Here is a 26,389-nt window from a genome sequence, read left to right as displayed (position 1 = left end):
AGACTTCCATGGACACCCAGATGCTGATCGGCTCGAAATTCGAGAAGGGCACAGAAGCCGAAGAGCCGATCCTCAATCCGAAGACCGGGGCGACCATTCTCAACCTGCCCGAGGCCAACCAGGCACAGATTGAGGCGGCGGTGCTGGCTGCCGAACAAGCGTTCGTCTTATGGTCGCGCACGACTCCGGCGCAGCGCTCCGGCTACCTCTTGAAGATCGCCGACCGCATCGAAGCCGAAGCGAAAGAGTTCGCGGCACTCGAAGCGCTGAACTGCGGCAAGCCGATCAATGCCGTGCTCAATGACGAGATCCCGGCGATCGTCGACTGCTACCGCTTCTTCGCCGGCGCCGTCCGCTCGATGCCGGGCGTCGTCGCCGGCGAATATCTGCCTGGCCATACTTCGATGGTGCGGCGCGACCCGATCGGCATCGTCGCTTCGATCGCGCCGTGGAACTATCCACTGATGATGATGGCCTGGAAACTGGCGCCGGCAATCGCCGGCGGCAACACCGTCGTCTTCAAGCCGTCGGAGCAGACGCCGCTGACAGCGCTGAAGCTTGCAAAGATTCTTGCCGATATCCTGCCGGAAGGTGTGGTCAATGTCGTGCTCGGCCGCGGCGACAGCGTCGGCAACACGCTGATCAACCACCCCAAGGTCAACATGATCTCGATCACCGGTGACGTCGCCACCGGCAAGAAGGTGCTGCAGGCCGCTGCCAAATCGGTCAAGCGCACGCATCTCGAACTCGGCGGCAAGGCGCCGGTCATCGTCTTCGACGACGCCGATCTCGGTGCCGTCGTCAACGGCTTGCGCGCCTTCGGCTACTACAATGCCGGCCAGGACTGCACCGCGGCCTGCCGCATCTATGCCGGCAAGAAGATCTACGACAAGCTTGTCGCCGATCTCTCCTCCGCCGTCTCGACCATCAAGTACAACCAGCCGGACGACACCGAAAACGAGATCGGCCCGCTGATCTCGCGCCGTCAGCGCGACCGCGTCTCGAGCTTTGTCGAGCGCGCCGCAGAACTGAAGCATATCGAGATCACCACCGGCGGCAAGCCGGGCGTGGGGTCCGGCTTCTACTACCAGCCGACCGTCGTCGCGGGTGCGCTGCAGGAGGACGAGATCGTGCGCCGCGAAGTCTTCGGCCCGGTCGTCTCGATCACCCGCTTCACCGAAGTCGACGAGGCGGTGAACTGGGCCAATGACAGCGACTACGGCCTGGCGTCATCGGTGTGGACCAAGGACGTGTCGCGCGCCATGGCGACGGCGGCCCGCCTGCAATATGGCTGCACCTGGATCAACACCCACTTCATGCTGACCAACGAGATGCCGCATGGCGGGCTAAAGCAGTCCGGCTATGGCAAGGACATGTCGCTCTACGCGCTGGAGGATTATACCGCCGTGCGGCATGTGATGGTTGCGCATGGGTGAGAAGCGGTCCGCGCAGCGGATGAAAAGCCCCCAAATGGGCTGTTCGAGCGACGAACGCCCGGAGCCATAGCGAAGGGCCGGGTGTGGCCATTTTCGCTTCTCCCCCGTGAACGGCAGAGCCATCGCCCGTATGCGATAGCCCTGCCGTTCACGGGGAAAGACCGCTACTCGACGATGCGATAGATGTTCCACAGGCTGGTGCCTGACACGACATAGGGCTCGATCTCCTTGCCCCATTTGGCGTGCGCGTCGATCTTGCCGATCTTTGCGAAGAACGACTCCAACTGGGCCAGGCTCTCGACCTGGTGATGCGACTCGACCGTCGCTTCCCGGGCGCCGATCGATCCCGTCATGATCTGGAACTTCAGATCGGCGAGGCCGACCTGCGAGCCGATCTCGCGTTCCCATTTCTTCAGCAGCTCGAGCACGGTCTGCTTGTGCCCGAATTTGGCGTCGATCTGCCATCTGGCGCTGAACATCTTTTTTCCCTCCGAGATTGCGGCGAGCCGCGGTTGATCTACTCGTCCCAGGCCTGCACGACGGTCTGCCGCGCGATACGCCCGTTCTTCAGCTCCAGCATTGCCGCGGCGAACACTTTCGTGCCGTCCGGATAGGCGCAGGCCTGGGTGAAGGCGAGGCTGTCGCCGTCGGCAATCGTGGTGTCGACCTTGTGGGTCATCGCCCGGCTGCAAATGTCGTCCCAGAAGGTGGCGATCGCCGCGCGCCCGCGGACTTCGCGCGGTTTGCTCGGCGGGTTGTTGCGGTCGATCACCCGCACCACCGCGTCGTCGGCGTAGAAGCTCGACAGCATCTTGCCGTCGCGGCCCTCGATCGCCTTCTTGATCGCCGCGCCATCCACGACTTGAGTCTTGGTCAACATTTTATCCTCCATGTGCCCGTCTTCACGATCGGGCCGTTGATGTTCGGTAGGCGATGCCCGGTGTTTGCCGCCAGGCAGGAATCTTCACTGCGACTTCGCCTTGACGGCCGCGAACACGTCGTCGGTCTGCTTCTTGAAAGTGGCGAGATCGACCTGGCTGCCGTTGAGCATCGTCGACCAGTGGCGCACGATCGCCGCCATCGCGATCGTCTCCTTGATCTCCTCGTCGCTGGCGCCATTGAGCTTGGCCGCCTCGGTGTGGAAGTAGATGCAATATTGGCAGGGGATCTGTGAGGCGACCGCAAGGCCCATCAGCTCCTTGGTCTTCCCGTCCAGAGCGGTTTTCGGATTGAGCTGGACGCCCTTGATTTCGGCCCAGGCGCCGGCGATCGCGACATCGGGCAAGGTCTTGAACATGTCCGGCACCGAGCCGAGCGTTGCCTGAATGTCCTTGTAGGCGGCCGTTGCCGAGGCATCCTCGGCCTTTGCGGGAGTGATCGTGAACAGCGCGCCAATGCTCGCCGCGATCACCAGTGATCTGACATTCCGCTTTGACTTGAGCATTTCATCCTCCGTTCGCAGCGCCTTCAAAGGCGACATCCGCCTGCCCTGCATGGGGAGAATTGATAGCGCCTGCGTCGGCATGGCCGCTTCGCCCGGACGGGCCATGGCTCTCATGGCCCGTCCGGGCCAGTGTGCCGGACCGAGAATGCGGCTGCCGCCGCTCGCGACGGCAGGTCGAGCTTGAGCAATATGTTGGCGACGTGGCGCTTGACCGTGTGCTCGCTCAGCCTGAGTTCGGCGGCAATCGCAGCATTGCTCTTGCCGTCGGCAATCAGGCTCACCACCTCGCTTTCCCTCGCCGTCAGCACGGCCGGTTCGGTCGCTTTGGTCCTGGCGCGGCAGTCGGGCTCCAGATGCTGTTCCGACATTGCCCGCACCAGTGCCATCGGCTCATCGAGATCGTCCAGCGTGACCCGGCTGGCGTCTTCGAAATGAAGGCCCGAGCCGGTTGCCAGATCCGCGACCAGCCGCGACGCGAGAATGTCGCCTCGGCTGGCGTGCGCAGCAAGCTGCATCGTCACGCGCGCCGTCAGCCCCACCGGCGGCCCGCGCAGTTCAATCTCGCCGACATGCGCGCCCTGCGCGCTGGCCACGCCGAGCCCTTTCGCCGCTTCGCGCAGTGCCGCCGCACAGCGTATGGCGCGCGCCGGGCCATCGAAGCGCGAAATCATCATCTCACCCTGCGTGCCCAGCGCGCGGCCGCCATGGCGCCCGACCAGCAACCGCCAGGTTTCCTGGAAGCGCTCGCTGCGTTCGCTCCACATGCGGTCGCCCATCCGCGTCGTATCGTAGATGCGCGTCACCAGAAGGGCCGCCAGCACGCGGTCCGCTTCGGCGACGGCGCGCTCGCCGGTCAGAAACTCCTCGATCAGGTCGGCGACCCGGTCGACGTCGCCGGTCCAGATCGGATGGTCGCGCCCGGGAATCTCGACCAGCCGCGCATTCGGGATTTTCCTGGCCAGGAAGCGGCTGGCGTCGGGATCGACCCGCGCATCGTTGCGGCGATGGATGAGCAGCGTCGGCGCGCTGATCGCCGCCAGCACGCCACGCACGTCAATTTCCGCGTTCATCCGCGCCAGCGCCGCTGCTGCCGTCGGGCTCGCCGACAGGCGTTCGAAACGCGCCCACCACTGGGTAAAATGCGGGTCGTCGACCCGGCCCGGCGCGAAATTGGGCAAGGTGGCGCCCGTGCCCCAGGCCGTGTCGGCCTTGGCGATGAAGGCGTTGAGGCGTTCCGGCGGCATCACCCATTTGTGGAAATGCGCATAGCCGCCATAGAGCGCCAGCGCCCGCGTCCGCTCGGGATAGGTGGCGGCGAACAGCATTGCCATAGGCGCGCCTTCGGACGCGCCAAGCAAGGCAGCCCGGCCGCTGCCGGTGGCGTCCATCACCGCGCGCACATCGTCCATACGCGTTTCAAGACTGGGCAGGTTGTGCGCATCGACACGGTCGGAAAGGCCGGTGCCGCGTTTGTCGAACAGGATCAGCCGCGAGAACGCCGACAGCCGCTTCAAGAGCCTGGAGTAGCCCTCGTCTTCCCAGTGCAGGTCGAGATTGGAAATGAAGCCCGGCACGAAGACGAGATCGAACGATCCCTGGCCGACCACCTGATAGGCGATCCGCACATCGCCACTGAGGGCATATCGGGTCTCGATCGGCCTCACGAGTTTTCCGCCCGGCCTGACGACTTCTGGTCGCTAATCATAGCAGAGCCGCCACGGCTGCGGCAGCTTAAACTTTAGCAGAACGAAATGTAGTCCGACGCCGCCCGGGTTACTTTTGCGAGGCGGCGACGTCGGCTGGAGAGGCGTTCAGCCCGAGCTTGAGATCGGCTTCCGCCGGCGTGATTGGCCGCTTGATCCTGGCCGCGGCTATCACGACGAGTTCGTCAAAACTTTTGTCGCCGCTGTCCAGCATCTCGAAGAACTGCCGCCGCATCCTCGGCTCCCAGAACTTGTTGATATGCTCGGCGACGCCCGCAACACCTTCCTCGCGTGGCCTGGAATGAAAAAAGGCCGCGATCTGGTTGGCCATGCGCACCAGCTTTTCCCTGGTGCTGGTGATGTGGCCTTCGTCATGCGACATGCTGGGTAACTCCCAAGACCACCCGGTCGGGGTGGGTGAAAACATCGAAATCATCGCCGCGCACCAGCGCCACCAGCGTCATGCCGGCTTCTTGCGCGGTGCGGATGGCAAGGGCCGTCGGAGCCGAGACGGCGATAATGAAGGCCGCGCCGATAGAGGCGGTCTTCTGCACCATCTCGACCGACACGCGTGACGTCACCACGACTGCGCCCGACGCACCATCAATGCCGGCTTTGGCCAACGCGCCGGCCAGCTTGTCGAGCGCATTGTGGCGGCCGACATCCTCGCGCACCATGACGACGCCCTTGCCGGGGATGTAGAAGCCCGCGGCATGCACCGCGCCGGTTTCGCTATGCAGCGGCTGCACCTTCGACAAAAGCTTGACAGAGCGGACGATGTCATCGGCATCAAGCGTAAGCTTTGACGCACCAACCGCATCGACGGAACGCATTGCTTCCTCGATGGATTCAATGCCACAGAGCCCGCAACCGACCGGGCCGGCCAGCCTCCGCCGCCGCGCCTCAAAGCGCGTGTTGGCCTGGTCCTTCAGCCGGATCTGGATGTCGATGCCGGCGCCATGGTCCTCGACCTCGATGGCCTCGATTTCCTGCGGGTGAGCAATGATGCCTTCGGTCAGCGAGAAGCCGAGCGCGAAATCCTCGAAATCGGCCGGGCTCGCCATCATCACCGCATGCGTCGTGCCGGCGAAAGAGAACGCCACCGGCGTCTCCTCCGGCACCATACGGTTGGCCGCAGCCGCGCCGCCGGCGCGGTGCGCCAGCCGCGATATCTGCGTCGTGGCTTTGCGGCGCGCGGCCAAGATTACTCCGCCGCTTCCAGAGAGGCGATGCGGCGGCTGTTCTTGGCCTGCTCATCGTACTCGCGCTGCCATTCCGACGGCCCGTTGGAGGCCCCAACCTGCACAGCCGTCACCTTGTACTCCGGACAGTTGGTCGCCCAGTCGGAGAAGTCGGTGGTGATGACGTTGGCCTGCGTGTCGGGATGGTGGAACGTCGTGTAGACCACGCCCGGCGACACCCGGTCGGTGATCAGCGCGCGCAGCGTCGTCTCGCCAGAGCGGCTGGTCAGCCGGACCCAGTCGCCATCGCGCAGACCGCGGTTCTCGGCATCGTGTGGATGGATCTCCAGCCGGTCCTCGCTGTGCCACATGACGTTGTCGGTACGCCTGGTCTGCGCGCCGACATTGTACTGGCTGAGGATGCGGCCGGTTGTGAGCAGCAGCGGGAAGCGTGGCCCGGTCTTCTCGTCGGTGGCGACATATTCCGTGCGGATGAACTTGCCCTTGCCGCGCACGAAACCATCCACATGCATGATCGGGGTGCCGAGCGGCGCCTTTTCATTGCAGGGCCATTGCACGGATCCGACACGATCGAGCAACTCGAAGGAGACGCCGGCGAAGCTCGGCGTCGTCCTGGCGACCTCGTCCATGATCTCTGAGGGATGCTGATAGTTCCAGTCGAGCCCCACCGCGCGGGCAAGCTCCTGCGTCGCCTCCCAATCGGCGTAGCGCGCCTTGGGCTCCAGAACCTTACGCACCATGTTGATACGGCGCTCGGCGTTGGTGAAAGTGCCGTCCTTCTCCAGGAAGGTGGAGCCCGGCAGGAACACATGCGCGTAGTTCGCCGTCTCGTTGAGGAAGAGGTCGTGCACGACGACGCATTCCATCGCGGCGAGGCCAGCGGCGACATGTTTGGTGTCGGGATCGGACTGAAGAATGTCCTCGCCCTGGATGTAAATGCCCTTGAAAGTGCCGTCGACGGCGGCATCGAGCATGTTGGGAATGCGTAAGCCGGGTTCGTCGTCCAGCTTCACGCCCCACAGGCTCTCATAGATGTCGCGCACGGCTTCGCCGGAGATGTGGCGATAGCCGGGCAGTTCGTGCGGGAAAGAGCCCATGTCGCACGAGCCTTGCACGTTGTTCTGGCCGCGCAGAGGGTTCACGCCGACGCCTGGCCGGCCGATGTTGCCGGTGGCCATGGCGAGGTTGGCGATCGCCATCACCGTGGTTGAACCCTGGCTGTGTTCCGTCACTCCGAGGCCATAATAGATCGCGCCGTTGCCGCCGGTGGCGTACATCCGCGCCGCGCCGCGGATCAACTCGGGATCGACGCCGGACAACTTGCCGACGGTTTCGGGGCTGTTTTCCGGCAAGGCGACGAAAGAGGCCCAGTCCTGGAACTCCGCCCATTCGCAGCGTTCGCGGATGAAGGCTTCGTTGAAAAGACCTTCGGTGACGATGACATGCGCCAGCGCCGTCAGCACCGCCACATTGGTGCCCGGCTTCAGCGGCAGGTGATAGTCCGCTTCGATATGCGCCGACTTGACCATCTCGGTGCGACGCGGATCGAGCACGATCAGCTTGGCGCCCTGGCGCAGCCGCTTCTTCAGCCGCGAGGCGAACACCGGATGGGCGGAAGCGGGATTGGCGCCGATGATGACGGCGACGTCGGTGTAATCGACTGAGTCGAAATCCTGCGTGCCGGCCGAGGTGCCATAGGTCTGGCCGAGGCCATAGCCGGTCGGCGAATGGCAGACGCGTGCGCAGGTATCGACATTGTTGTTGCGGAAGCCTTGCCGCACCAGTTTCTGGACGAGATAGGTCTCCTCGTTCGTGCAGCGCGAAGAGGTGATGCCGCCGATCGAGGTGCGGCCATACTGATACTGGATACGACGGAATTCCTTGGCCGTATGGGCGATCGCCTCCTCCCAGCTCACCTCGCGCCAGGGATCGCTGATCTGTTCCCGGATCATCGGCGACAGGATGCGGTCCTTGTGTGTGGCGTAGCCATACGCGAAACGGCCCTTCACGCAGGAATGGCCGTGGTTCGCCTTGCCGTCCTTATAGGGCATCATGCGAATGACCTCGTCGTCCTTCACTTCGGCCTTGAACGAACAGCCGACGCCGCAATAGGCGCAAGTGGTGACGGCCGAGCGCTCCGGCATGCCCTTCTCGAGCACCGATTTCTCACGCAGCGCGTCGGTCGGGCAGGCCTGTACGCAGGCGCCGCAGGACACGCATTCGGAGGCGATGAAGTCCTCGTGCATGCCGGCGACCATGCGTGATTCGAAACCGCGGCCCTCGATGGTCAGTGCGAAGGTGCCTTGCACCTCTTCGCAGGCCCGCACGCAGCGCGAGCAGACGATGCACTGCGCCGGATCGTAGGTGAAATAGGGATTGGATTCGTCGCGGGCGATGTAGTCGACCGCCAGCGAGCCATGGCCGGGCGCGACGCCATCTTCCTGCTTGACGTGGTTGCGGCCCTCGACGCCGTAGCGGTTTTCGGTCAGGCCAACCGACTTGGCCACCGTGTCGAATTCGCTCGCGCCGGTGCCGGCCTTCTCGTTCCAGCCGGTCGGATGGTCGGAGACGTAAAGCTCCATGACGCCGCGGCGGATAGCGTCGAGCCGGTCGGACTGCGTGCGCACCACCATGCCTTCGCCGACTGGCGTCGTGCACGAGGCAGGCGTGCCGCCGCGCCCTTCGATCTCGACCAGGCAAACGCGGCACGAGCCGAAAGAATCCAGCATGTCTGTGGCGCAGAGTTTTGGGATCTCGACCCCGCCTTCCATCGCCGCACGCATGATCGACGTGCCTTCCGGCACGCTGATGCTGCGGCCGTCGACGACCAGTGTGACCTGCTTTTGCGCCCGCGATTCCGGGGTTCCGTAGTCGATCTCTTCGACGAGCGATGGGAAGTCGGCCTTGATGTTCATCTGCCAGCTCCTATTCAGCAGCGACGCGCGCGGGCGCGGGCTTGAAATCTTCAGGGAAATGCGTGATCGAACTCATCACCGGGTAGGGCGTGAAGCCGCCCAGCGCGCACAGCGATCCGAACTTCATCGTGTTGCAGAGGTCGGTGACCAGAGCGAGGTTCTTTTCTGGTTCGATGCCGGCGGCAAGCCTGTCGATGGTCTCGATGCCACGTGTCGAGCCGATGCGGCAGGGCGTGCACTTGCCGCAGCTTTCGATGGCGCAGAATTCCATGGCAAAGCGCGCCTGCTTCAGCATGTCGGCGGTGTCGTCGAACACGGTGATGCCGGCATGGCCGATCAGCCCGTCACGCTTGGCGAATTCTTCGTAGTCGAACGGCGTGTCGAACAGTCCGCGGGGAAAATAGGCGCCTAAGGGACCGCCGACCTGCACCGCCTTGACCGGACGTCCCGTCGCCGTCCCGCCGCCGATGTCGTCGACGATTTCGCCGAGCGTCAGGCCGAAAGCGGTCTCGAACAGGCCGCCATTCCTGACATTGCCGGCGATCTGGATCGGGATCGTGCCGCGCGAACGGCCCATGCCGAAATCCTTGTAGAAGGCGGCGCCCTTGTCCATGATGATGGGCACCGAGGCCAGGCTGATGACGTTGTTGATCACTGTCGGCTTGCCGAACAGGCCCTGGATTGCCGGCAGCGGCGGCTTGGCGCGCACCACGCCGCGCTTGCCTTCCAAGCTGTTCAAAAGCGACGTTTCCTCGCCGCAGACATAGGCGCCGGCGCCGACGCGGATTTCAATGTCGAAGGCATTGGGCGAACCCAGCACATTGACGCCGAGCACGCCGGCCTTGCGGGCGATTTCGACGGCCTTGTTCATTGTTGCCACCGCGTGCGGATATTCCGAGCGGATATAGACGAAACCCTTGGTCGCGCCGGTGGCGATGCCGGCGATCGCCATGCCTTCGATCAGCACGAAGGGATCGCCTTCCATGATCATCCGGTCGGCGAAAGTCGCGCTGTCGCCCTCATCGGCGTTGCAGACGATGTATTTGCGCTCGGACGTCGTATCCAGCACGGTCTTCCATTTGATGCCGGTCGGGAAGCCGGCGCCACCGCGGCCGCGCAGGCCTGACTCGGTAACTTGCTTGACGATATCAGCCGGCGCCATGGCGACCGCGTTCTGCAGACCCTTCAACCCGCCGAGCGCCTTGTAGGCGTCCAGCGACAGCGGGTCGTTGATGCCGCAGCGGGCAAAAGTCAGCCGCGTCTGCTTGGCCAGGAAGGGGATCTTGTCCGGCGAACCAAGCCAGCGCTTGTGGTGGCCACCGGTGAGGAAGCCACTGTCGAACAGGCTTTTCACGTCGGAAGGCTTGACCGGTCCGTAGGCGACACGGCCATTGGCGGTCGCCACTTCGACCATCGGCTCGAGGAAATAGGCGCCGCGCGACCCGTTGCGCACGATCTTGGCCTCGATGCCGCGCTCGGCGAGTTCCGCGCGAACAGCCTTGGCGACCTTTTCGGCACCGAGCGCCAGCGCGCCGGAATCGCCGGGAATGTAGATGCGGGGGATCATGAGCGCACCTCGGTAAGGATCTCGTCGATCTTGTCGTCATCGAGCCGGCCGATCACCTCACCGTCCAGCATCGCCGACGGCGAACAGGCGCAAAGCCCGAGGCAATAGACCGGCTCGAGTGTAACCGATCCGTCGCGGGTGGTCTCGTGGAAGCCGATGCCCAGCAGTTGCTTGATCTTGGCGGCGACGGCATCCGAACCCATCGACTGACAGGCTTCCGCCTGGCAGAGCTTGAGGACATGCCGTCCGGCCGGCCGGACACGGAAATCGTGATAGAAGGTGACGACGCCGTGCACCTCGGCCTTGGAGAGGTTCAGCCCGTCGGCGATCACCGGCAGTGCTGCCTGCGGCACATGGCCGAATTCTTCCTGGATCTCGTGCAGGATGGGCAGCAGCGGGCCTTCGAGGCCTTTTAGCTCTTGGATAATCGCCGCCGTGCGAGATGCGATCTCGGTACTTGCAGGCTGCATCGTCATGCAGCGCCCTCCCTGGTCGGTAGCGTTCTAGCGCTAAGTCGTTACAAAAACAGAGGAAACCCGCGAAATCAATAAAGCTGATCCGTCGCTTGATAGAAATCTTCTATCAATCACGATCAGCCGCCTTTCTCTAACCTAGCGATGGGTGCGGAAATCGTCTGCCAGCGCCATTGCCTCGTCCAGCAGCGCCTGCACCAGCGGCGTGTGCGGCTCGCGCGGCGTGGCCACCAGCCCGACCGTATGGCTGGCATCGGGCTCGACGATCGGGATGGCTCGGATCGGCTCCGAAAAGCCGAATGTTTCCGCGAGGTTGAGCGGCATGATCGACGACCATTTGCCGGTGCGGATGTGCGAGAACAGCACGATCATCGAGTTGGACTCGAGCGTCGGCCGCACCTGCACGCCGGCCTCGGCCAGATGCTGGTCGATGAGGCGGCGGTTCTGCATGTCAGGCGTCAAAAGGCAGAGCGGCAACTGACTGATCTCGGCCCATGTCACTTTGTCGCGGTCGGAATAGGGGTTCCCGACCGCCGTGATCAGCTGATAGCGCTCATCATAGAGCGGCACGCTGGTCACCCGCCCAAGCGGTTCGTTGTCGAGATAGGTGATGCCGGCGTCGATGTCGAAATTGCCGAGCAGCGACAGCACTTCGATCGAGGTGCGCGACAGCACCGAGAAGGTGACGCCCGGATGCTTTTCGCGAAACGGCGTCGTCAGCCGCGCCACCATGGCCAGCGCCGTTGGAATGGCGGCAATGCGGATGCGCCCGGAAAGACCGTGGCGCGCCGCGCGCATCTCCTCGCGCATGGTCCTCGTGTCGCCAACGATGCGGCGCGCCCAGACCAGCACCTGCTTGCCCTCCGGCGTCAGCCCCTGGAAACGCGACCCGCGATTGACCAGCATGACGCCGAGCTGACCCTCCAACTGCTTGATGCCGGCCGAAAGGGTCGGCTGGGTGACGCCACACGCTTCCGCCGCCCGGCCGAAATGCTCTTCCTTGGCCAGCGCGATGAAGAATTCGAGTTTGTCGATCATGCCGCGAGCCCTTTTCGCGTAGCTGCAACATCCTGCCGCTCAGCGCTCGTTAATCATCGTGGATGAGGCAGCCGATAGTGGCAACAGCCAATAACCAATTGATAATATTTGGCTTGCCATCATGGTCGATGCGGGTATCGCGGCAGGGGGCGCCGAAGACAGGTTGGTTCGCATGCTCCAGGAGCATCCGCCGGAAATACAAGCGCCTTCCGCTGCCGATCTGCGGGAGGCGGCGCGCCTTCGGGCTGTCGAGCGCTTCGATATTCTGGACACGCCGCGCGAAGCGTCGTTCGACCGCATTACGCGATTGATCAAGACTGTCTTCGATGTCCCGATCGCCATCGTCTCGGTCATTGACGGGCACCGCCAATGGTACAAGGCCTGCGAGGGCCTGGTGACAAATGAAGTCGCACGCAAGGACACATTCTGCCAGTACACGATCCTTCAGGACGAGCCCCTGATCGTCGCCGACGCGACGAAGGATCCACGTTTCGCCGGCAATCCCCTCGTCACGAACGATCCGCATATCCGCTTCTACGCAGGCGTCCCCTTGTGCAGCCGTGACGGCCACAACATCGGCAGTGTCTGTGCGATCGGTTATGCGCCGAGGGAATTCGGCGAGCGCGACATCGCAATCCTCCAGGATTTCGCCGACCTTGCCATGGATGAGCTGGAGCTGCGCCAGCATGCCTCCAGCGATGCGCTGACAGGGGTACTGTCGCGGCGGGCATTCGTCGATCAGGGCGGCAGGGCCTTCGCGCTGGCGCAGCGGCAGCGCTTCGACTTCTCCTGTATTGTCTTCGATGTCGACCATTTCAAATCGGTCAACGACAATTTCGGCCATGCCGCGGGCGACAAGGTTCTGGCTGGTGTGGCCGGGCAATGCAGCGCCACCTTGCGGGACGTCGACATATTCGGACGCATCGGTGGTGAGGAATTCGCGGTGCTTCTCTACGCCGGCCGCAACGGCGCGCTTGAATCCGCCGAGCGGCTGCGCGGCACCATCGAGGCCATGCGGCTCGCGCACTGCGCGGATGAAATACCGGTCACGGCAAGCCTTGGTGTCGCCGCGTTCGATCCCGCGACCAGCAGCCTGCAGGAGCTGATCGAACGCGCTGATGCGGCCATGTATCGCTCGAAACACGCCGGCCGCAACCGGACCACGGCGTGGAATCCCCCCGTGGGCGATCAGGCGCGGCCGCGGCGCAGGGTGCTGAAAGCCGGCCAGATCGTCTTCAACGCCCGCATGTCGACCATCGACTGCACGGTTCGCAGCCTCGGCGAGGACGGCGCCACCATCGACGTTTCGAACATCGCCGGCATTCCCGGCCAGTTTTTGCTCGCCATCAGGGCGGATCGGTTCGAGGCGAAATGCCGGGTCGTCGCCCAGGCCGAACGGCGTCTGGAACTCGCTTTCGATTGAACCAGCATCGTTCGATCTGCTCACCGCCGCTTGGTGTTGGCGATGAACTGCATTATCTCAGGCCAGCCGCCGAGCCACTGTCTGAGGAAATGCCGTCATGTCCGTCACCAAGGAAATCGTCACCGAGCGCCTGAAGACGGTCAACGGGCCGGACTTCACCGGCAACATCGTCGACCTCGGCATGGTTTCCGAGATTTTTATCGCCGATTCGAAAGTGTTCTTCTCGATCACCGTTCCAGCTGCCCGCGCGCAGGAGATGGAACCGCTGCGTGCCGCTGCCGAGCGCGTGGTGAAAGCCATTCCCGGCGTTGCCGGCGCGGTCGTCGCGCTGACTGCCGAGAAGAAAGGCGGTGGCATGGAGGCGCCGGTTCCATCGCGGCCTGCGCCCAGGCCAGCACCGCCGGCTCCGCCAGCTGCGCCGCGCACCACTCCGCACGCGCCGGCATCCCAGAGTTCAGGCAAGCGCGGCGTGCCCGGCATCGAGGCGATCATCGCGGTTGCCTCGGGCAAGGGCGGCGTCGGCAAGTCGACCACCGCCGTCAACATTGCGCTTGGCCTTGCCGCCAATGGTCTGCGCGTCGGCGTGCTCGATGCCGACATCTACGGCCCGTCCATGCCGAAACTGCTCAATATCCATGGCCGGCCGCAGACGGTCGACGGCAAGATCCTGAAACCGATGGAGAATTACGGCCTCAAGGTGATGTCGATGGGCTTCCTCGTCGACGAGGAAACGCCGATGATCTGGCGCGGGCCGATGGTGATGTCGGCACTGACTCAGATGCTGCGCGAGGTCGAATGGGGCCGGCTCGACGTCCTCGTCGTCGACATGCCGCCCGGCACCGGCGACGCCCAGCTGACCATGGCGCAGCAGGTGCCGCTCGCCGGCGCCGTCATTGTCTCGACGCCGCAGGACCTGGCGCTGATCGATGCCCGCAAGGGCCTCAATATGTTCAAGAAGGTCGACGTGCCGCTGCTCGGCATCGTCGAGAACATGAGCTATTTCATCGCGCCGGACACCGGCAAGCGCTACGACATTTTCGGCCATGGCGGCGCGCGGCGCGAGGCCGAACGCCTCGGCGTCACCTTCCTCGGCGAGGTGCCGCTCGAAATGGGCATCCGCGAAAGCTCGGATGCCGGTGAGCCGGTTGTTGTCTCGAAGCCCGACAGCACCACGGCGAAAACCTATCGCGACATCGCCGCCAAGGTCTGGGACAGGGTCAATGAAGAACGCGGCGCGGCCGAAGCGGCGGTGCCGAGCATCGTCTTCGAGTGATTTCTGCCCTTCGTGGGCTCAGCCGCCGACTTTCTCGCCAAAACTCGAGAAGAACTGCCCCGCCAGTTTTTTCGAGGTCGATTCGATCAGCCGGCTGCCGAGCTGGGCGATCTTGCCGCCGACATCGGCCTTGGCCGCATATTTCAACACAGTGGCGTCCGGCCCGTCCTCGGTCAGCGTCACGTCGGCGCCGCCTTTGGCGAAGCCTGCAATGCCGCCCTTGCCTTCGCCCTGGATGGTATAGGAATGCGGCGGCTTGAGGTTCTTCAGCGTCACTTCGCCGTTGAAGGTCGCCTTGATCGGCCCGATCTTCAACACCACCGTCGCGGTCATTTCGGTCGGCGACTTCATCTCGAGGCTCTGGCAGCCGGGAATGGTTGCCTTCAAAACCTCGGGATCGTTCAGCGCTTCCCACACTTTTTGCAGGGGTGCGGCAATGCGCTCCTCGCCTTCGATCACCAAAGCCATGAAAACCTCCCAGACAAGACTGCCCGAAGGCCTAACGCACCGCTGGGGGCGTGTCTATCGCACCAAAGTCCCGATTCAGAACGCGCGTGCCCCTTGCTTGCGTTGACGCGTTGTCATATCGATTTGTCATACAAATACGGAGACCGTGATGGCCGGCGCCCCCACCAAGAAGAAAAAATTTCGCTCGCAGGAGTGGTTCGACAACCCCGACAATCCGGGCATGACAGCGCTTTATCTGGAGCGCTACCTGAATTACGGGCTGACGCGCGCCGAGCTGATGTCGGGCAAGCCGCTGATCGGTATCGCCCAGACCGGCTCGGATCTGTCTCCTTGCAACCGGCACCATATCGAGCTCGCCAAGCGCGTGCGCGAGGGCATCGTCTCGATGGGCGGCATCCCTTTCGAATTCCCCTGCCATCCGATCCAGGAGACCGGCAAGCGCCCGACCGCCGCCCTTGACCGCAACCTCGCCTATCTCAGCCTGGTCGAGGTGCTCTTCGGCTATCCGCTCGACGGCGTCGTGCTGACCATCGGCTGTGACAAGACGACGCCGGCCCTGCTTATGGCGGCGGCCACCGTCAACATTCCGGCCATCGCGCTGTCGGTCGGCCCGATGCTCAATGGCTGGCACAAGGGCAAGCGGACCGGGTCGGGCACCATCGTCTGGGAATCGCGCCAGCGCCTGTCGGCCGGCGAAATCGGCTATGACGAATTCATGGACATCGTCGCGTCCTCGGCGCCGTCCACCGGCTACTGCAACACCATGGGCACCGCCACCACGATGAATTCGCTGGCCGAGGCGCTCGGCATGCAGTTGCCCGGCTCAGCCGCCATCCCCGCGCCCTACCGCGAGCGCGGCCAGATCGCCTACGAGACCGGCAAGCGCATCGTCGACATGGTGCATGAGGACCTGAAACCGTCTGACATCATGACGCGCAAGGCCTTCGAGAACGCCATCGTCGTCAATTCGGCGATCGGCGGCTCCACCAATGCGCCAATCCACCTCAACGCTATTGCCCGCCATCTCGGCGTGCCGCTCGACAATGACGACTGGCAGGCCATTGGCCTCAAGGTGCCGCTCATCGTCAATTTGCAGCCGTCGGGCGAATATCTTGGCGAAGACTACCATCATGCCGGCGGCGTACCCGCCGTGGTTGCCGAGCTGATGAAGGCGGGACTGCTGCCTTATCCCGAGGCCATGACTGTCAACGGCAAGTCGATCGGCGACAATTGCAAGGGTGTCGCCAACGAGAATAGCGATGTCATCCGCACCGTTGCCGAGCCGTTGAAGGCCAATGCCGGCTTCATCAACTTCAAGGGCAATCTGTTCGATTCGGCGATCATGAAGATGAGCGGTATCTCGCAGGAGTTCCGCGAGCGCTATCTGTCCAACCCGAAGGACCCGGAAGCCTTCGAAGGCAACGCCATGGTCTTCGACGGGCCGGAGGATTACCACGCCCGCATCGACGATCCGGCGCAAGGCATCGACGAGCACACGATCTTATTCATGCGCGGTGCCGGCCCGGTCGGCTACCCCGGCGGTGCAGAGGTCGTCAACATGCAGCCGCCGGCCTACCTCATCAAGAAGGGCATCCACGCGCTGGCCTGCATCGGCGATGGTCGCCAGTCGGGCACCTCGGGCTCGCCATCGATCCTCAACGCCTCGCCGGAGGCGGCAATAGGCGGCGGTTTGGCACTGCTCAAGACAGGCGACCGCGTCCGCATCGATCTCAGGAAGGGCACCGCCAACATCCTGGTCAGCGACGACGAGATCGCCAAGCGGCGCGCGGCGCTGCAGGGCAATGGCGGCTATCACTATCCCAAGCACCAGACGCCATGGCAGGAAATCCAGCGCGGCATGGTCGACCAGTTCGACCAGGGAATGGTGCTGAAGCCGGCGGTGAAATACCAGGACGTCGCCCACACCAGCGGCGTCCCCAGGGACAATCATTGATTGCTCTCGGGGACATCATCTGATTGCTCCGGGGACAATATCTGTGCGCAAGTACTTACTTTGAAGACAAAGGGCGGCGTGATCCGGATCACGCCGCCGTTTGCCATCCTTGACAAGCGCGCCCAACAAATCCACTGTCCCGACAAGGGGTGCATCGCGACGACCCCGTGAGGCGTCAGCCCAACGTTCGCGTCCAAGCTTCTCTATCAGGAGGTGGACGCCATGCCGTCAACAACCGCTATCACCGTATCGCAACTATCCCGCCTCATTGGGCTGCCGGACATGCCCGTGATCATCGACGTCCGTATCGATGAGGATTTCGACGCCGATCCGCGCCTGCTGCCGGCCTCGATCAGGCGCGACTTCAAAACCGTTTCGACCTGGGCGTCCGAATTTGCTGGCAGGCAAGTCTCGGTCGTCTGTCAGAGAGGTCAAAAACTCTCGCAAGGCGTGGCCGCATGGTTTCGGCACGAGGGAATTTCCGCTGAATCCCTCGAAGGCGGCTTCGAAGCCTGGCGCGACGCAAATGGGCTTTTGGTCCGCACGGAAAACTTGCCGCCGCGCGATGAAAAAGGCCGTACCGTGTGGGTGACGCGGTCCCGCCCGAAGGTCGACCGCATCGCTTGCCCCTGGCTAATCCGGCGTTTCGTCGATCCGCACGCGGTCTTCCTGTTTGTCGAGGCGGCCGAGGTGGCTGCCGTGGCCGACCGTTTCAAGGCCGTACCGTTCGACATCGACACTGTGTTCTGGAGCCATCGCGGCGAACGCTGCACCTTCGACATCATGATCGAGGAGTTCGGGCTGCAATCCACAGCGCTCGATCGCCTTGCCGTGATTGTGCGCGCCGCCGATACTGCAAGCCTCGACCTCGTTCCCCAGGCCGCCGGCTTTCTGGCTGCCTCGCTTGGCCTGTCGCGGATGTTTCGCGACGATCTGGAACAGTTGGAAGCAGGCATGCTGCTCTACGATGCCTTCTTCCGCTGGTGTCGCGACGCCACCGAGGAAACGCACAACTGGCCGAGCGCAGGTAAACCGTCATGAGCGCAGTTGTGCCTGCACACAGGTCGGGCAACGTCGGGGCGCCGGCTGTGCCGACCTTCACCGAAGCCGCGAAAGTCTGGGCGAAGATCGGATTGCTCTCCTTCGGCGGGCCGGCCGGGCAGATCGCCCTGATGCACAGGGAATTGGTCGAGGAGCGGCGGTGGATCGGTGAACAGCGTTTCCTGCATGCGCTGAACTACTGCATGCTGCTGCCTGGCCCGGAGGCCCAGCAACTCGCCATCTATATCGGCTGGCTGCTGCACAAGACACTCGGCGGCTTAGTCGCCGGCATCCTCTTCGTCGTGCCCGGCGCGCTCGTCATGCTGATCTTGAGCAGCCTCTACGTGCTCTATGGCGACATGCCGCTCGTCGAGGCGCTTTTCCTTGGGGTGAAGGCGGCGGTGCTTGCCATCGTCATCGAGGCGGTGATCCGCATCGGACGCCGCGCTCTGAAAAACCGGGCCATGGTGTCGATCGCGGTTGCGGCGTTCATCGCCATCTATGCGTTGAATGTGCCGTTTCCGCTCATCATCCTGCTCGCCGGCCTGACAGGATGGCAGGGGGACCGCGTTGCTCCCGGCCTGTTTTCCGGGTCCGCGCATGGCAAGGGCGATGTTGTCGACATCAAGGGAGCGGTCGACCTGATGTTCGAGCGCGGCGAACTGACCCACGTCGTGCCGACGAAATGGCATGCGCCGCGCACTGTCGCGATCTGGCTGCCGATCTGGCTCGGGCCTGTTCTGCTCATCTGGTGGTTCACCGGCTCTGCCAGTGTGTGGACCGAGATAGGCAGGTTCTTCAGTCTGATGGCGGTCGTCACCTTCGGCGGCGCCTACGCGGTGCTGGCCTATGTCGCGCAGGCAGCCGTGCAGTCCTTCGGCTGGCTCGCCCCCGGTGAAATGGTCGATGGTCTCGGGCTTGCCGAGACCACGCCCGGTCCGCTCATCCTGGTGTTGCAGTTTGTCGGCTTCATCGCCGCGTTCCGCCACTCCGGCTCAGTGAACCCGTTGCTTGCCGGATCGCTTGGAGCGCTGCTGACCTTGTGGGTGACGTTCACGCCGTGCTTCTTCTGGATATTCCTCGGCGCGCCCTATATCGAGGCCCTGCGCGGCAACAGGGCCTTGTCGGCCGCGCTCGGCGCAATCACCGCAGCCGTTGTCGGCGTCATCATGAATCTCGCTTTGTGGTTTGCCTTGCACGTCGTTTTCCGTGAGGTGCACGCAATGAGCCTCGGCATGACCATCCCGGTGTTTTCGTCGATCGACTGGCGCGCGGCGCTGCTTTCCTGTGCCGCGATGATCGCCATCCTGAAGCTCAAGATCGGCATGCTGCCGACGCTCGCCGGATCAGCCCTTGCCGGTGTCTTGCTGCTGGCGGTAGGTGGCTAGATATTCGCATGCCTTTGTATTCCGCTTGCCTACCACTTAAGTGGTTGAAAAACGGATTGGACCATCATGGCGCAACGACGCTCTTCCCTCGGTTTTCTCGGCATGTTCGGACGCTCGGGTGATCTCAGGCAGCTCGACGACGCCCTTCGCGGCGCCGACCTGCATCCTGCCCTCGTGCCGGAGGGGGTAAAACTCACCATCGTCAATCTGATGAAGGATCACTGGCCCGACGAGCCGCCCAGCCAGGCCTATCCGGACGTGGCGCGGCTGTTCAGCTATTGCATTGCCGGACCGGAAACCTTCGAACGCTCCCACGGTTTGCAGCAGCGGCAGGACGTGGAGCGCCGTATCGAGGCCGCGGTTGAGGCCGGCGACAGTTTCGATGCGCAAATCGTGCTGATGGCGCTACACGCCAAGCTGATCAATGCCGAGGTCGTCGAGCACTACGGACTGGGCGCGGACTGACGAGAATCGGACCTACCCGCCCATATTGGCGCGCGGCAGCTTGATCATGTCGCCGAAGCGCATGCGCAGTTTGTCGTCGAGCAGCTTCGGCACATGGCGCGGGAAACGCTCGGCAAGGACGCGCTTTTTCTCGATGATCGCGCGCTGCAATATGTCGGGCCGGCCCTTCTCGTTCCATTCCTTTGGCGAAAAGCGGTCGCCGACGGCCGGGTAGAAATATTCGGTCTGCATCAGCCTGAGCGTCTGCTCGTTGCCGAGATAGTGGCCCGGGCCATTCAGGCAGACCTCTGCGATGGTGTCGATCGACAGCGATTCATCTGACACTTCGATGCCGCGCACGCAACGCAGGCAATGGCCGAGCATGTCGTTGTCGATAATCAGGCTTTCCAGGCAAAAGCCGAGCAGCGAGGCATGCATGCCGGCCGATTCATAGACGAGGTTGAGCCCGGCAAGGCCCGCCATCACGTCGGTGATGCCTTTTTCGTAGCCGGACTGGATGTCGGGCAGTTTCGAATCCGTCATGCCGGCGGCCGAGCCGCCCGGCAGGTCGTAGAACTGCGCCATCTGCGCGCAGGCCGCAGTCAGCACCGCCTGCTCTGCCGAGCCGCCCGACATGGCGCCGGTCCGCAGATCCGACACGAACGGCCAGGTGCCGAAGATCGCGGGATGTCCCGGCTTGATGGCATTGACATAGACCAGACCGGCCAGCACTTCGGCCACGGCCTGCACCACAGCGCCGGCAATCGCCGCCGGAGCGGTCGCGCCGGCCTGGCCGGCCGACAGCAGCAGGATCGGGATGCCGCCCTCGACGCAGGCCTCGAGCACGCCGCAGGCGTCCTCTGCGAATTTCATCGGCGGCACGACGAAGCAGTTCGAGTTCGACACGAACGGCCGGGCGCGGAAATTCTCCTCGCCGCCGGCGATGGCATAGAGCATTTCGAGCGCCGGCTGCACGTTCTCGCGCACCGTGAACGAGGTGCCGACATGCTTGGACGTGCCCATCACGCAGGCATAGAGCGTGTTGAAGTCCATTTCGAGCGGATCGGGAATGTCGCGTGGCACCATCGGCCGCTGAAAGAAATGGATGTTGTCGAGGCCTTCGACGAGGCGGGCCGCGTCATAGATGTCCTGTAGCAGCGATTCGCGGTATTCGCGCTTCTCGACATCGACCAGATGCACGGCGGCCCCGGCCGTGCCGTAGTGCACGCGCTTGCCCTGGATCAACATGTCGTGTTTCGGGTCCTGGCCGTGCAGGGTGAAATTGCGTGCCGCCTTCTTGATCGTGTCGAGCACCAGTGCGCGCGGGAAACGGATGCGGCCGTCATCGCCATAGGTGGCGCCGGCCTTGGTCAGCGCCTCGATGCAGGAGGGGATGGCATTGGCGAAGCCGACGGTCTCCAGCAACGTCAGCACCGCCTCGTGGATGCGTTCCTGGTCGTTGTGCTTCAGCGGTCCGTAGCTGCCGCCCTCGAGGCCGGCGCGTACCGGCTTGATGTCGTCGGCCAGGGGCGCTGCCCGCATGGCGCGGCGCGCTTCGCGTCCTCCGGAGCGACGCGAGCGCTGATCCGCCGCCGCATCGTGCTTTTCAAGAACCACTGACATGGAGACACTCCACCTTTTCTCGGAAACAGGGCGGCGGTTGGTCCACCATCGGCTGCTTCTTCCCCTTTGTGGCACGACTATGCCGCCAGCATTGGCACAGCCTATGGGCCAGCCTGTCCGGTTGCATGTGCCAGAGCAAAAGGAGCCGGAGCCGTATCTGTGCGGCCCCGGTCAAAGGATCGGATGAGTGGATCAGGCGGCGGCGGGCCTGCGTCCGGCGGCCGTGGCCAATTCGCGGATGCCGGGCTCGATGTGCTGCAGCGCGATCGAGGAAATGCCCAACCGCATGAAACGCGAAGGCTTTTCGGTGCGGTCGAAGAAGCGGTCCCCCGGCTCGATGATCACGCTGCGCGAGGCGGCGGCCTCGGCCAGACCGCGCGAATCGGTGCCGCGTGGCCCCTCGAGCCAGAGCGACGTGCCGCCGGCCGAGTCGGTCGAGCGCCATTCCGGCAGGAAGGCGGAAATCGCATGGACCAGACGCTTGCGCCGCTCGTCGAAGGCGCTCGATAGACGCCGCACCAGCGCTTCGTGATGGCCGAGCGACAGGAACAGTGCGACGGCGCGCTGGTTGTTGGCCGGCGGATGACGCAGCATGAAGCGGCGCAGCGCCCTGAGCTCGGAGATTAGTCCAGCCGAGGCGACGATGTAGCCAAGCCGCAGGCCGGGAGCCAGCGTCTTCGACATCGAGCCGACATAGACGACGCGGCCGGAACGATCGAGGCTTTTCAATGCCTGCTGCGGTGCCTCGTCAAGAAGCTGGCTGTCATAGCCGTCCTCGATGATGATCTGGTTGTGCCGGTTGGCGCGCGCCAGCAAATCCTGCCGCCGCTCCGCCGACAAGGGCACCATGGTCGGGCAATGATGGCTCGGCGTGACGAAGACGAAGCCGGAATCATTGGGGATAGAAGAGGTTACGATGCCGGATTGGTCGACCGGCACCGGCTGGATCTCGGCGCCCGCAAGCCGGAAAATGCTGCGCGCATCGGGATAACCGGGATCTTCCATCGCCACCTTGGAACCCTTGGTCATCAGCAGCGTCGCCAGCATATAGAGCGCGTTCTGGGCGCCAAGCGTGACGATGATCTCGTCGGGATTGGCGAAAATGCCGCGCCGCGGCAACAGCCGCGCCTGGATCTGCTCGATCAACAGCGGATCGTCGCGGTCGACCATGTCGGACGCCCAGTTGCGGATTTCAAGCACGGCCAGCGCCATGCGGTTGCACTCGCGCCACTCGGCGGTCGGGAACAGCGCCGGGTCGAACTGGCCGTAGACGAAGGGATAGGACGACTTGATCCAGTTCTCGTGCTTGGCCGGCGGCGGCATATCGCTGGCGGCGATCTGCCGGCGTGCCTTCCAGTCGATCTCGTTGGCCTGGTCGGGCGCCTTCTGGTGCGGCTTGGCCGGTGTCGCCAGCACGTCGGGATTGACGAAATGGCCGCGCCGCTCGCGCGCCACCAGAAAACCCTGGTCGACGAGCTGCTGGAAGGCCAGCACCACGGTGCCGCGTGCCACGCCGAGTTTTTCGGCCAGGATCCGGCAGGAGGGAAGTGGCATCGAAGCGGCGATCTGACGGTCGAGAATGGCGGCCACGATGGCTTGGCGGATCTGCGCCTGCAGGGTCTGGCCGGATTCAGCCGAAATCCGGAACAGGCCGGACCATATCGCCGTGTCGTTTCTCTGTGGCATGGAAGATGTTCCTCGATGGCCAGCTTTTTTCGCTTGGCTGGACCAGTCGAATGTAACGGTGGCACAAGGGGTTGCGCCAATCAATTTTTCTGATCTTTGGGATTTATGCCAGTGATCCTTCCGGCCGAAATCGGGCGCTGCAACCGCCCGGAGCGACACATTGTGTCATCGCATCGTGATGCGATGCGGCATCGCCGCGTATTGACCGCACGGAGTTCGGCTCAATAGTTGTGCCGCGACGACACGCGCCGGAAACATCCGGTCTGATATGGTGCATCCAAAACGCCAGGAGCTACCCGCCAGTGGATAAGTCAGCCTTCCAGAAACAGCTTGCCGCCTTGCGCGACCATCGCGCCGCGGCACCGGCCAGCATGCGCCAGGCCTTCGCCGCCGATCCGCAGCGGTTCCAGGCATTCTCCGCCACCGACGACAATTTGTTGCTCGATTGGTCGAAATGCGCCGTCGACGCGACCACCATGGACTTGCTGGAAAAGCTGGCTGGCGCCGCCGATCTCGAGGGCCGCCGCGCCGCCATGTTCGCCGGCAAGAAGATCAACATCACCGAAGACCGCGCCGTGCTGCACACGGCGCTGCGCAACCTCTCAGGCAAGGGTGTCACGGTCGATGGCCAGGACGTCAAGGCGGATGTCCTTTCCGTGCTCGACGCGATGGGCGCCTTTGCCGATGCCATCCGCTCCGGCAAGGCGCCAGGTGCCACCGGCAAGAAGATCACCGACATCGTCAACATCGGCATCGGCGGTTCCGACCTCGGCCCGGCCATGGCGACGCTGGCGCTCGCCCCCTATCATGACGGGCCGCGCGCGCACTATGTCTCCAACATCGACGGCGCCCATATCCATGACACGCTGAAGGGCCTGTCCGCCGAAACCACACTGTTCATCATCGCCTCCAAGACCTTCACAACGGTCGAGACGATGACCAACGCACAGACGGCGCGCGACTGGGTGCAAAAGGCGCTCGGCAAGCAGGCAGTCGGCAAGCATTTCGCCGCCGTCTCGACGGCGCTCGACCTGGTGGCCAAGTTCGGCATCGAATCCGATCGCGTCTTCGGCTTCTGGGACTGGGTCGGCGGCCGCTATTCGGTCTGGGGCGCGATCGGCCTTCCCGTCATGATCGCCGTCGGTCCAAGGAATTTTCGAGCCTTCCTCGATGGCGCGCACGAAATGGACGAGCATTTCCGCGCCGCGCCGATCGCCAAGAACCTGCCGGCGCTGCTCGGGCTGGTCGGCTGGTGGCATCGCGTTATCTGCGGCTATCCGGCCCGCGCGGTTATCCCCTATGACCAGCGCCTGTCCCGGCTGCCGGCCTATCTGCAGCAGCTCGATATGGAATCGAACGGCAAGGGCGTCACGCTCGACGGCACGCCGGTGACGACGCCGACAGGGCCGCTGGTCTGGGGCGAGCCCGGCACCAATGGCCAGCACGCCTTCTTCCAGCTCCTGCACCAGGGCACCGACTTCATCCCGGTCGAATTCCTTGCCGCGGCCGTCGGCCACGAGCCGGAGCTCAAGCACCAGCATGATCTGCTGCTCTCCAATTGCCTGGCGCAATCGGAAGCGTTGATGAAGGGCCGCACGCTGGACGAGGCGCGCGCGCAGATGCTGGCCAAGGGCATGAAGCCGGCCGATGTCGACAAAATAGCGCCGCATCGTGTCTTCTCCGGCAACCGGCCTTCGGTGACCATCCTCTACCGCAAGCTCGACCCGCGCACCTTCGGCCGGTTGATCGCGCTCTATGAGCACCGCGTCTTCGTCGAGGGGACGCTGTTCAACATCAATTCCTTCGACCAGTGGGGCGTCGAGTTGGGCAAGGAACTGGCGACGGGCCTGTTGCCTGTCGTCGAGGGCAAGGAAAGTGCCGCCAAGCGTGACGCATCGACGGCTGGCCTTGTGGGATACATCCACCAATTGCGTGGTTCGGAGTGAAAAGTTTGGCAGATATCAAGGGCATACTGTTCGACAAGGACGGGACACTTGTCGACTTCAACGCGACCTGGCTCGGCGTCGCCGACTTCATGGCCATGGATGCCTCCGACGGCGATCGCTGGAAGGCCGACAGGCTGCTCGCGGCGGCGGGCTTCGATTTCGCCAACCGGCGCTTCAAGCCCGATTCGATCTTTGCCTCCGGCACCAACATGGACGTCGTCGAGCTGTGGTTCCCGCGTCTGTCCGACGAAGATCAGATGCTGGCCGTCGCTCGCTTCAACGAGATCACCTCGGTGCAGGGCTCGACGATGGCGGTGGCGCTGCCGGGCATCGTCGACACGCTGGCGACACTGCACAAAAGATCCTACCGGCTGGGCGTCGCCACCAATGATTCCACCAGCGGCGCGGAAAAGACCTTGGTCACGCTCGGCGTTGCCCAATTGTTCGACGCCGCCTATGGTTACGACGCGGTGGCCAATCCCAAACCCGCGCCCGACACCATCCAGGCCTTTTGCGACCTCACGGGCCTGAGAGCGGCGGAGATCGCCATGGTCGGCGACAACCGCCACGACCTCGAAATGGCGCGCGCCGGCGGCTGTGGTCTGGCGATCGGTGTGCTCTCCGGCACCGGCACGCGCGAATCGCTAGCCGAGATCGCCGACGTCATCCTGGATTCGGTTGCCGACCTGCCCGACTTCCTGTCGGCGCGGGTCAGGGAGACGGTCTAACCGCCAGGTTCGGTCTCGAAGCGAAAGACGCCGCTCGGCCTTGGGGTTGCGTCTTTCGCGTCGCCGAAATCCGGCACCGTGTATTCGGCAAGCAGGCGCAATCGCGAGCGCGGCAGATAGGCTCGGCCCGGATCGCCGACCAGCACCCCGATGCCGGCGGCGAGGCAGCGGTCGAGAAAAGGCATGACGCGCTCAGTGACGTCCTGCCCGTAGAAGACATCGCCGGCAAGCACGAGGTCGACCGCCGGCGGCGGACCTTTCGTGATGTCGTCTCCGAAAACGGTTATTGAGACGCCGTTCGCCGCCGCATTGAGACCGATCGCGGCAACGCCATTGCGATCAATCTCGGCGGCAATCACCTCGCGCGCCCCGGCATTCGCGGCGGCAATCCCGACAATGCCGGAGCCCGCGCCGAGATCGAGCACGCGGCAGCCTGCCACGCTCACTGGTTGGTCGAGGATGTAGCGCGCGAGCACCGTGCCGCCGGCCCAGGCATAGGCCCAGTAGGGCGACTGCGGTTCGGGCGTGTCCTCGTCGGCATCATCTTCAGGGTCGACGAGGCGCCGCAACCCGCTGCCCGGATGGGCCGTGTAAAACTGGATTTCGGGAAGCCCGGGCACCGGAACAAGGCGCATGT

Annotated in this window: 23 protein-coding genes; 9 read left to right on the top strand and 14 right to left on the bottom strand. The window is 63.9% G+C overall.

What is annotated here, in order from left to right; translation table 11 throughout:
• Positions 1-8 precede the first annotated feature (8 nt).
• Complete coding sequence (locus HGP13_RS00725) at positions 9-1,436, top strand: gamma-aminobutyraldehyde dehydrogenase (protein WP_172220166.1); 1,428 nt, start codon at positions 9-11, stop codon at positions 1,434-1,436.
• Between the two features lie 164 nt (positions 1,437-1,600).
• Here the strand turns inward: HGP13_RS00725 and HGP13_RS00720 are convergent, their stop codons facing one another.
• From HGP13_RS00720 to HGP13_RS00675, 10 genes are all read right to left on the bottom strand, one after another.
• Positions 1,601-1,915 (bottom strand): hypothetical protein, encoded by a 315-nt coding sequence (locus HGP13_RS00720; protein ID WP_172220164.1) that lies wholly within the window; start codon positions 1,913-1,915, stop codon positions 1,601-1,603.
• Positions 1,916-1,953: 38 nt separating this feature from the next.
• The gene (locus HGP13_RS00715) at positions 1,954-2,316 is read right to left on the bottom strand and encodes a nuclear transport factor 2 family protein (protein ID WP_027043650.1); all 363 of its coding nucleotides are present in this window, start codon (positions 2,314-2,316) and stop codon (positions 1,954-1,956) included.
• Between the two features lie 84 nt (positions 2,317-2,400).
• Complete coding sequence (locus HGP13_RS00710; protein ID WP_172220162.1) at positions 2,401-2,880, bottom strand: carboxymuconolactone decarboxylase family protein; 480 nt, start codon at positions 2,878-2,880, stop codon at positions 2,401-2,403.
• Between the two features lie 110 nt (positions 2,881-2,990).
• Complete coding sequence (locus tag HGP13_RS00705) at positions 2,991-4,544, bottom strand: alpha/beta fold hydrolase (RefSeq protein ID WP_172220160.1); 1,554 nt, start codon at positions 4,542-4,544, stop codon at positions 2,991-2,993.
• A 109-nt stretch (positions 4,545-4,653) separates the two neighbouring features.
• Entirely contained in the window at positions 4,654-4,965 is a 312-nt protein-coding gene (locus HGP13_RS00700; RefSeq protein ID WP_172220158.1) for a formate dehydrogenase subunit delta, read from the bottom strand.
• Complete coding sequence (fdhD, locus tag HGP13_RS00695) at positions 4,955-5,785, bottom strand: formate dehydrogenase accessory sulfurtransferase FdhD (RefSeq protein WP_172220154.1); 831 nt, start codon at positions 5,783-5,785, stop codon at positions 4,955-4,957. Before fdhD ends, HGP13_RS00700 begins: the two co-directional genes overlap by 11 nt.
• A 2-nt stretch (positions 5,786-5,787) precedes the next feature.
• Positions 5,788-8,700: a formate dehydrogenase subunit alpha gene (gene fdhF / locus HGP13_RS00690; RefSeq protein WP_172220151.1), complete on the bottom strand. Its 2,913-nt coding sequence runs from the start codon at positions 8,698-8,700 to the stop codon at positions 5,788-5,790.
• 10 nt (positions 8,701-8,710) lie between these two features.
• Entirely contained in the window at positions 8,711-10,267 is a 1,557-nt protein-coding gene (locus tag HGP13_RS00685; RefSeq protein WP_172220148.1) for an NADH-quinone oxidoreductase subunit NuoF, read from the bottom strand.
• Positions 10,264-10,743 (bottom strand): formate dehydrogenase subunit gamma, encoded by a 480-nt coding sequence (locus tag HGP13_RS00680; protein ID WP_172220145.1) that lies wholly within the window; start codon positions 10,741-10,743, stop codon positions 10,264-10,266. The genes HGP13_RS00685 and HGP13_RS00680 overlap by 4 nt, the downstream gene beginning before the upstream one ends.
• Positions 10,744-10,878: 135 nt before the next feature.
• A complete protein-coding gene (locus tag HGP13_RS00675; RefSeq protein WP_172220142.1) occupies positions 10,879-11,778 on the bottom strand; it encodes a LysR family transcriptional regulator in 900 nt (299 codons plus the stop codon).
• Positions 11,779-11,950: 172 nt separating this feature from the next.
• Between HGP13_RS00675 and HGP13_RS00670 the strand changes: the two genes are divergently transcribed.
• Positions 11,951-13,201: a sensor domain-containing diguanylate cyclase gene (locus HGP13_RS00670; RefSeq protein ID WP_172234571.1), complete on the top strand. Its 1,251-nt coding sequence runs from the start codon at positions 11,951-11,953 to the stop codon at positions 13,199-13,201.
• Between the two features lie 97 nt (positions 13,202-13,298).
• Complete coding sequence (locus HGP13_RS00665; protein WP_172220139.1) at positions 13,299-14,474, top strand: Mrp/NBP35 family ATP-binding protein; 1,176 nt, start codon at positions 13,299-13,301, stop codon at positions 14,472-14,474.
• 18 nt (positions 14,475-14,492) lie between these two features.
• On the opposite strand, the gene HGP13_RS00660 is transcribed toward HGP13_RS00665, so the two are convergent.
• On the bottom strand, positions 14,493-14,942 hold the full coding sequence (locus HGP13_RS00660) for a carbon monoxide dehydrogenase subunit G (RefSeq protein WP_172220136.1): 450 nt from the start codon (positions 14,940-14,942) through the stop codon (positions 14,493-14,495).
• A 148-nt stretch (positions 14,943-15,090) separates the two neighbouring features.
• Here HGP13_RS00660 and HGP13_RS00655 point away from each other — a divergent pair, with 148 nt between their 5' ends.
• From HGP13_RS00655 to HGP13_RS00640, 4 genes are all read left to right on the top strand, one after another.
• Complete coding sequence (locus tag HGP13_RS00655) at positions 15,091-16,896, top strand: IlvD/Edd family dehydratase (RefSeq protein ID WP_172220133.1); 1,806 nt, start codon at positions 15,091-15,093, stop codon at positions 16,894-16,896.
• 222 nt (positions 16,897-17,118) lie between these two features.
• The gene (locus HGP13_RS00650; protein WP_172220130.1) at positions 17,119-17,937 is read left to right on the top strand and encodes a chromate resistance protein ChrB domain-containing protein; all 819 of its coding nucleotides are present in this window, start codon (positions 17,119-17,121) and stop codon (positions 17,935-17,937) included.
• Positions 17,934-19,325, top strand: coding sequence for a chromate transporter (gene chrA, locus HGP13_RS00645; protein WP_172220127.1), 1,392 nt, complete (start codon positions 17,934-17,936; stop codon positions 19,323-19,325). Before HGP13_RS00650 ends, chrA begins: the two co-directional genes overlap by 4 nt.
• Positions 19,326-19,391: 66 nt before the next feature.
• Positions 19,392-19,790 carry a hypothetical protein gene (locus tag HGP13_RS00640; protein ID WP_172220124.1) on the top strand — a complete coding sequence of 133 codons (399 nt, stop codon included), beginning with the start codon at positions 19,392-19,394 and terminating at the stop codon, positions 19,788-19,790.
• 12 nt (positions 19,791-19,802) lie between these two features.
• Here HGP13_RS00640 and HGP13_RS00635 read toward each other — a convergent pair whose 3' ends face one another.
• Positions 19,803-21,392 carry a trimethylamine methyltransferase family protein gene (locus tag HGP13_RS00635; protein WP_172220121.1) on the bottom strand — a complete coding sequence of 530 codons (1,590 nt, stop codon included), beginning with the start codon at positions 21,390-21,392 and terminating at the stop codon, positions 19,803-19,805.
• A 192-nt stretch (positions 21,393-21,584) separates the two neighbouring features.
• Entirely contained in the window at positions 21,585-23,078 is a 1,494-nt protein-coding gene (locus tag HGP13_RS00630; protein WP_172220119.1) for a PLP-dependent aminotransferase family protein, read from the bottom strand.
• A gap of 302 nt (positions 23,079-23,380) precedes the next feature.
• On the opposite strand from HGP13_RS00630, the gene pgi reads away from it, so the two are divergent.
• Complete coding sequence (gene pgi, locus HGP13_RS00625) at positions 23,381-25,024, top strand: glucose-6-phosphate isomerase (protein WP_172220116.1); 1,644 nt, start codon at positions 23,381-23,383, stop codon at positions 25,022-25,024.
• Positions 25,025-25,029: 5 nt separating this feature from the next.
• Positions 25,030-25,752 (top strand): HAD family hydrolase, encoded by a 723-nt coding sequence (locus tag HGP13_RS00620; protein ID WP_172220112.1) that lies wholly within the window; start codon positions 25,030-25,032, stop codon positions 25,750-25,752.
• On the opposite strand, the gene HGP13_RS00615 is transcribed toward HGP13_RS00620, so the two are convergent.
• Positions 25,749-26,387, bottom strand: a complete 639-nt coding sequence (locus HGP13_RS00615; protein WP_172234570.1) for a methyltransferase — start codon at positions 26,385-26,387, stop codon at positions 25,749-25,751. The genes HGP13_RS00620 and HGP13_RS00615 overlap by 4 nt on opposite strands.
• Between the last annotated feature and the right edge of the window lie 2 nt (positions 26,388-26,389).

Origin of the sequence: Mesorhizobium sp. NZP2077, assembly GCF_013170805.1 — a bacterium.
Classification (GTDB): Bacteria; Pseudomonadota; Alphaproteobacteria; order Rhizobiales; family Rhizobiaceae; genus Mesorhizobium.
This window is presented reverse-complemented; position numbering and strand designations above follow the sequence as displayed.